Raw genomic sequence first — 7,629 nt, 5'->3', positions numbered from 1 at the left:
ACGTGTAATATCTTTTTCGGGTGCAAATAAACCATTTTTCAGTCCATTAATAATGCCTTTTGTTGCTAATAATTCAATATCCTCTTTTGCCCAATGTTCTGAGATATCAGCAAATGTGATTGGCTCAGGCGTTGGCTCTGGAGTTGGTGTTGGGTTTGGAGGTAACGTGACATCTGTTGTAGCAGTTGCCACGTTTGAAAAACCAGCGTTTAACCCGCCTGTTACCGTTACGCGGAATTTGTAAGTCGTGTTTTCGTTTAATCCAGTCACAACTGCTGTATTTGAATCAACTGTTAACGGATTACTTGTAGTAGCTGTTGTCCATGGGCCATTATCAATTGATTGCTCAATTTTTACATTCGTCGCACCAACAGCTGCTAGCCAATTCAATGTTGCTGAATGATTCGTTTTTGTTGTTGATTTTAATGTGTTCACAAGAGATTTAATACTTAGCTCGTTGAAGAAATCTGTGCTCACTTTTCCGTCGACCATTTCTTTTGGTGTGATTGTTGCATCTGGGTTTGATTTGTAAAGATTTCCAACCAAGTAATTCATATCCCCTACATTGACAATACCATCGTGGTTCAAGTCTTCTATATTGAAATCAGTCGGTTTTTGAACGCCGAATTTCTTGGCAACTTGTTTCACGTCTAACACGTCAATGACACCGTCTCCATTTACATCACCGGCAGTTGCAACTGGTTGAGCACCTGGCTTTACTATATACTCACCCATGTCTTCGCCCCAAGGTGTTTTCAAACCAAGCGTCAGTTTCTGAATGCTCTTCAGGTGTCCAGGTGCTTCTACGACAATATCGATATCGATTGGACCTTTCGATACAGGAATATAGATATCTACAAAACCATTTTTGTCAATCGTTCCTTGCACTTTTGTCCCGTCTTTCAATTGCCCGTATGCTTTTGCTCCTATGATGGAATAATCCATCTTAAAGTTTCCATAGAACGCTTCAAGATGGGTAAAAGATATCACATGAGAGCTCTTTGGTACGATCTTAAAATCGTTAATATTGTTGAATGATTGGATGACAACCGGGTCTTGCTCACCGTATTGTGTATACGTGAATGGAACGGTATTCTCTTGGACGTTAAACGTGTAACCTAAGAGGGTGCCAAAATCGTCACTGAACAGTTTAAATGTCACATCAAGGAATGGCGTATCACCGCTGATTCCTTTGAAATCTTCACCGCCACTGATATGAGCACCCGCATTCACCATTTTATTGCTACCTGGATAATTAGGGTCTTCTTTCACGATTGGCTCATCAATGGTTACTGTTAATCCTTTTTCATCCGCATACTTCTGGAATTCTGGGTTCACTTTTACGCTTTGGAACTGGAAGAGCCAATCATAGAATCCAACATCGTAGTTTCCAGCCATCAAGTCTTTTACGTTGTTTAAATTCAACGTCATCGTGACTGTATCGTTTAAATATATTTTTTGCTTATCGTAAGTTGGTGACACATAAGGTGTCCCTTTTTTGACGAATGCATAGGAAACAATATCAGTAAACATGTGCCCATTTCTCGCCTTATCGTTTGGGAATAGTCTGAGCGTTGCTGGACCATTCTCAATATCAGATTGTTCAATTCCGATTTTTGTATCCCCATTTGCATCAAGTGGGAAATCGCCGTTATAAACAGCTTTTTGATTGAAGTAATACCATAGCTTATTTTCAGACTGTGTGTAGCCTAAAGGTGCTAATTTTGCCGTTCCTTCGTCCCATACATTCGCATGAAGCCAAAACGCATGGTGCGTATTTCCGTCTGGCATCTGTTCATCTGTAAAGTCCGAATCACTTAGCTCATAGACACCAGGTTTATGGTCTTTTAGCGTCAACTTCGAAAAAGTGTTATCGATGATAAACTTTTGATTAACGACCTCGTATCTCACCCCATCTGCATCTGTTGAACGAAGTTTGATGGTATACTCACCTTCTGGTAGTGTCTGCATCGGTTGTTTGATGTCTGTTTTTTCATCTTTCGGATCGCCGATAAACGGATAATACGTTGCCGCGAATAATGTTTTTAGTTCCGTATCAAGAGGCGCACCTTTTAAGCTGAAAGGTTTTAACGAACTTGCTCCAAGTGCTTTGCCGTCTTTATCATAGATAATCGGCCATAAATCTTTCATCGGGCTGTTTAATTTGAAAGTGATATAGCGAGTTTGAGGTATCCTAAATAGATTCGGCCAATTTAGCGTTGAGATTGCTGGATTCAAGATCTCAACGTCTCCGATTCCTTTTTCAACGAAGCGAGTCGCGAACGGAATGCGATAGTGTTCGTTTGGATTGTCATGGTTGACAATGTTCACATACCCTTCATATTGACCCGTCTCTGAGCTCGCAGGTATGTTAACCGTTGCCGTTACATTTGTTTCCTCCCCTGCAGCGACCGTCACAGATGCTGATGAAGTCGTTACGGTTACATTGTTCGCTGCTGCGTCACTTACCCAAGCACTCTCATTATCAACCGGTTTACTATATTCAGCCGAAACGTCGAATGTTTTCGCTTGGGTACCGCGGTTTTTAAAGACAATCGTACGGTTTTTTGTGTTTGTGCTATCGTCTTTTTTGTAAACCGCACCAAACGTCAATGCGCCTTTTTCATACGCGTTCTCTATAAAGCCACCCTTTCCATCACCCGTTAATGTGGTGTCTTGTACCTTGAATGCCATATCGTTATGAACGACTTCTGCTACATCTACTAAACCTGCGCCTACTTCGTACACGGAATAGTCACCATTTAGTTTGTCCGCACTATTCATCAAGGCTGCTTTGACATCAGCCGGTTTGTAATCTGGGTGTGCTTGTAAAATCAATGCAGCAATCCCTGCTACGTGCGGAGAAGCCATTGATGTACCCGAAATACGAGCATATGCTTGTGAGTAATCAATTCCTGCTTCTGGACTGTGGATAAATTCTGGATACGTCGAGTAAACCGATACCCCAGGAGCCACAACGTCAGGTTTAATGTCATAGGTTGACATAACCGGTCCTCTTGAACTGAAACCTGCCAAACGGTTTCCTTCTGAGACAATTGATCCGATTTCCGTAAATGTTATCGACTCATGTTCTGCCGCTGTTTTTAAGCGTTCGCCGTCTGCTTTTGACATGCGGAATGTTGGGATAAACCCAACAGAACTTGCTAAATAGTTATCAATGTCGCCATCGACATTGTTGTACATGATGGCCGCCACTGCGCCTGCTTTTTGTGCATTCACAATTTTTTCATTAAGCGCATACGTTCCACGCTCTATCAATGCTATTTTTCCTTGCAAATCAACATCTTTGAAATCATCCTCGCCACCTAAGCCAACAAACACAACTGGATAGGTTTTGTTTTCAAGTGTTTCTACATTGTCATTGAACCCTTTGCCCAGCAACTTAAAGTTGGTGAACGTTTCGTTTCCAACTGTTGCCGTTGCGGTTGGAATCGATATCGAAAAGTCACTTGCACCAACCGTAATCGGAAGCGCTGCTGCTCCAGGTGTGCCAAGTGTATATGCATAATTACCTGCGTTTCCTGCTGCAATGACACACGTTACACCAACTAATGTCGCATTGTTAACCGCGATTGCTTCTGCTGATAGTGGATTGTTACTCGCTGCACCAAGAGACATGTTAATGACTTTCATGCCGTCACTAACTGACTTGTCAATGGCTGCAACAATCCCGCTCGAAGCACCAGAACCGTAAGGACCTAGTACGCGGYAGACATATAAATCAACGCCAGGGGCAACCCCTTGTGCTGGATTTTCGATGGTGGCTTTCGATTGTGCGGCGATTGTTCCAGATACGTGCGTACCGTGGGACGTCGGGTATTCACGGCCTGGTTTGACTGGCTTACCTGCATTCACCCAGTCATCGTACGTTGTTTCCATCGGATCTGCATCGTTATCGACGAAATCCCATCCCTTAACTGATTTCGGGTCAATTGTACTAGGGTTCTCACCTTCTTGTTTTCTGTATCCTTTATACACATCCGTTAAATCTGGATGATTGTAATCGATTCCTGTATCTAACACGCCGACTTTAATGCCGTTTCCTTTAATGCCTTCGTTATGAATCGCATCAATTCCCGGAAGTGGGATCGAATTTTCTTTTAACCCTTCAACGCTTTGCTGCTTCACTTGTTCCACTTCTATCGGGTCAAGTTTGACTATTTCATCTGCGAATACATGGCTAACAAGACCAGATTCGAATAGTCTCTCGACCATGTTTCCTGGAAGCGTCATGGCAACCCCATTTAACGCGTTCTTATATTCTCTTGTAATTTGGATGGCAGATGAATCTCCAGCATCTTCTTCACTAGCTGCAGTTTGCGCAGTAACTGCATTAACACTTAGGGCAGCTTTGTGCTGAGACAATCCATCCACAAATGCACGAAACTGTTTGTGCGAATCGCTTACGTCTTGTGTTTCTTCTTCTAATGTTGTCTTGTCTCCAGCTACTTGTGCCTGCATGACAGCTACTTTTGCCGGTGCTTGCTCGAATTCAACAATGACACGAACAGGTTCCACGCTTGATGTGTTGATCTTAGACGAAATTTCTGGACCACCTATGCTGTACTGATTCAATGCCGCAATCTGTTCTTTCGTCAACTGTGGAGCGCTCGAATCCTGATGAAAAGGATCGATAGGTGTTGATGATGCCGCTAGCACGTTGTACGGAATGACAGATGACAGTAATAAAGCACTCATCGTCGTAGTAGCTAAAATGTTCTTTAACTTACGGTTTCTAGATGATAGAGCAAATACAGCCAAGCTTTTTAAGACCTTACTTTTATTGTTTGCTTTTTTCCCCATTTTCTTTCCTCCAAGTCCCTGTCTCTTTATTACACATTTAGTGCAATGAATTATGAAACAATGATTCTAATAATAATTTTTTTGTTTCTCCTTTTCCTCATTAAACCTCTCCCCTACCTAACTAAAAGTAAATTAATATATTTGTAAAAATGTAAAGGTTTCGTGCTGATGACTTAACTTCACATTTAATACACTGATCTGTCTTTCAACATCAGGTTATTAAAATTTTTCAACTAATCTAATATCAACTGGGAGATTATTCAACATTTATTCATTAAATATTCAGAAATATTACCCAATTAATCCTTATCATCCCACATTTCTACTTTTCTGAAAATTAAACATAGGATGTATCTTTTGCTGTTCTTTGGTTCTATACCTGCATAAAACAAAAGTGCTATACCAAGAGGGACATAATAAGGGACAGGACATTTTTTTATAAGTGATTTTTAAATAATAAAACGGAACAAGTTGATTTCGAACGGCATAAATGACTGCCTGTGAACGGCTTTTCACATTCATGATTGCGGTTTTAATTGTTGTTCTTTTTAGCAGGTAGTAATGGATCTGCTGTTATTACCGTAACAACGTTAGATATACCATCGTTCAAGCCGCCTACTACTTTTACTCTTAAATAGTAGGAAGTATTTTTAAACAATCCTGTAACCACTGCACTGTTTGAACCTGCTATAACCGGTTGTTTATCAGAAGTACTTTTATATGTAAATGTAGCAACGTCTTAAAAGACGGTGCTCTACTTGACTAAAGCATCCGTTAGTTTAAGAAGATTAACGGAGTTTCACACTGTAAAACCTCATTGCTTTTGGATTACCTTCTATTTCAAACACTTCATTCATTATTAAATGTCTCACTCTATATTTAACAAACTGGTCGCCAATATATTGATTTAAATTCCCAATGACTTCACCGATTACTCTCGCTGATTTCATAAAATATATTTCATCCGTTTCTGCGAAACCCTTAAATTCAGGTTCAACCGATCGAACCCTTATCTTCATTTATTCCTTCGTTTTTGCTCGATTTTCAGTCGTTTTTACGGTAATCCCTCTTTTTCTTAACCTTAACATCTAAACAAAAATGCCCAAAACCCTTATACATCAAGGGTTTTGGGCGTTTTATGAATGGTGGGTTATTTGCGTTAATATAATTTTTGCTAAGATTCCTTATATCCCCTAAATTACATCCATTCGTCATAGATGGCTTTCCGGGCATGGTCGTAGAACCTTGCGTAGTATTGCTTCTGTTTCATCGTCATGGCTCAACAGGGGTCTGGATACACACGAGCGGCATCCCTTTGATGGCGAGGTGTGCTGCGAACGTATGTGGGGGACGATACGGGCCGTTTTCCATTCTGGATATGAATCGACCGTTCGGACCAGTTGATGTCCTTTTTCTTCATGGCAACGATTTATCACTGAATTTTTCACACACCAGGAAAGCGTTACCAATTGATCACTCCAAAGGATATCCGGCACTGGTTTAATTATATTAAAAATGCAAAGACCTTCTCGGGACACTTTGAGAAGGTCTTTTTGGTTGGGAATTTTCAGGTTAAGCGTTGTAAGAAAGGCACTGTACGATATAGATAAAAGACATTGCTTATTTTTCAACTTTGAGATTATGTTTTCGTTCATATAGCCTTTCTTTGTAGAACTGATATAGCCAAATGCTAATTATTAACCAAAAACCTCCAACAAAATATCCACCAATCACATCACTCGGATAATGAACGCCTAAATAAACTCGACTAATACCAATTGCTAAAATCATCAGAACGCTTAAAATTACTACAACAGTTCGTCCCCATTTGGTGGGAATATGTCGCCACAGAATAAATGAGAGGATACCATAGATAGCTATTGCATTCGTGGAATGCCCACTAGGAAAACTATACCCCGTAATTTCAATGAGTCGATGCAGGTCTGGCCGTGCTCTATGAAAAATAAGTTTTAACGTGATAAAAAGGATATTCGCGCCTACAATCACGCCTAAAAATAAAAGTAATTCTGATCTGAGTTTAAACACAAAATARAAAATTAACATAATTACAACCGCCAACAATACGATGGCTGTAATAGACCCAAGGAAAGTGAAAAACCTCATGATTGTCGTCAAAAAAGGGGTCTCTAATCCTTGAATTGAGTTGATGACTATATCATCAAATTTAATCACTTTTTGACCATGAACCAAAATAGCCATTACCCCAAAACCGATAAAGGAAAATAAGCCGATGATTAAAAAAATCGAAAGTTTAATTTTTTTATCCATGCATGAATCACACCATTTCGAACTAATAGTAAAAATTGTCCTACTACACTCTTCAATATGGAAGAGTTTTTTTGGTATTTACCGGGAATAAAATCATTACAATTTGAATCATTTTGGATTGGGAAAAGTAAGTGTAACCGATGTTCCTTTTCCTACCTCACTTTCTATTCTCATACTTCCCATGTATGTATCCATGATTTTTTGAGCAATGGAAAGTCCAATCCCGTAACCACCTTTTTTACGATTTCGTGATTTTTCAACGCGATAAAATCGGTGCGTGACAAATGGGATTTCTTCTTTAGATATTCCTATTCCAAAATCTTGCACAATTATCTCATTTTCGAGATCTTTTGACTGATAGTAAATTACCAGCTTACTTTTGAAGTCAGAGTATTTAATCGCGTTATCGATTAATATAGTAACGACTTGTTCTAAATGGCTTTCTGTCATCGCAATCGGTGCTTCATCTGCTAAGAATAGATTAAAATCAACATCAGGATGAGTCAGTCTAAAATC

5 protein-coding genes are annotated in these 7,629 nt (G+C 39.9%); 1 reads left to right on the top strand and 4 read right to left on the bottom strand.

The features are described from left to right. Together AC1DSB_RS11275 and AC1DSB_RS11270 are read right to left on the bottom strand one after the other, a co-directional pair. Positions 1–4,824, bottom strand: a 4,824-nt coding sequence (locus AC1DSB_RS11275; protein ID WP_477586738.1) for a S8 family serine peptidase, incomplete at its 3' end; no start/stop codon positions are given. Positions 4,825–5,612: 788 nt separating this feature from the next. Then, positions 5,613–5,843 carry a DUF3658 domain-containing protein gene (locus AC1DSB_RS11270; protein WP_477532781.1) on the bottom strand — a complete coding sequence of 77 codons (231 nt, stop codon included), beginning with the start codon at positions 5,841–5,843 and terminating at the stop codon, positions 5,613–5,615. Between the two features lie 212 nt (positions 5,844–6,055). On the opposite strand from AC1DSB_RS11270, the gene AC1DSB_RS11265 reads away from it, so the two are divergent. Then, a complete protein-coding gene (locus AC1DSB_RS11265; RefSeq protein ID WP_477586737.1) occupies positions 6,056–6,328 on the top strand; it encodes a hypothetical protein in 273 nt (90 codons plus the stop codon). A 116-nt stretch (positions 6,329–6,444) separates the two neighbouring features. Here AC1DSB_RS11265 and AC1DSB_RS11260 read toward each other — a convergent pair whose 3' ends face one another. Then, positions 6,445–7,113 carry a phosphatase PAP2 family protein gene (locus AC1DSB_RS11260; RefSeq protein WP_477532780.1) on the bottom strand — a complete coding sequence of 223 codons (669 nt, stop codon included), beginning with the start codon at positions 7,111–7,113 and terminating at the stop codon, positions 6,445–6,447. Positions 7,114–7,221: 108 nt separating this feature from the next. Continuing rightward, positions 7,222–7,629 (bottom strand): sensor histidine kinase (locus tag AC1DSB_RS11255; RefSeq protein ID WP_477586736.1); only part of this gene is annotated, 408 nt, incomplete at its 5' end.

The organism is Paenisporosarcina sp. P4_E4_2 (assembly GCF_056401595.1).
This window is presented reverse-complemented; position numbering and strand designations above follow the sequence as displayed.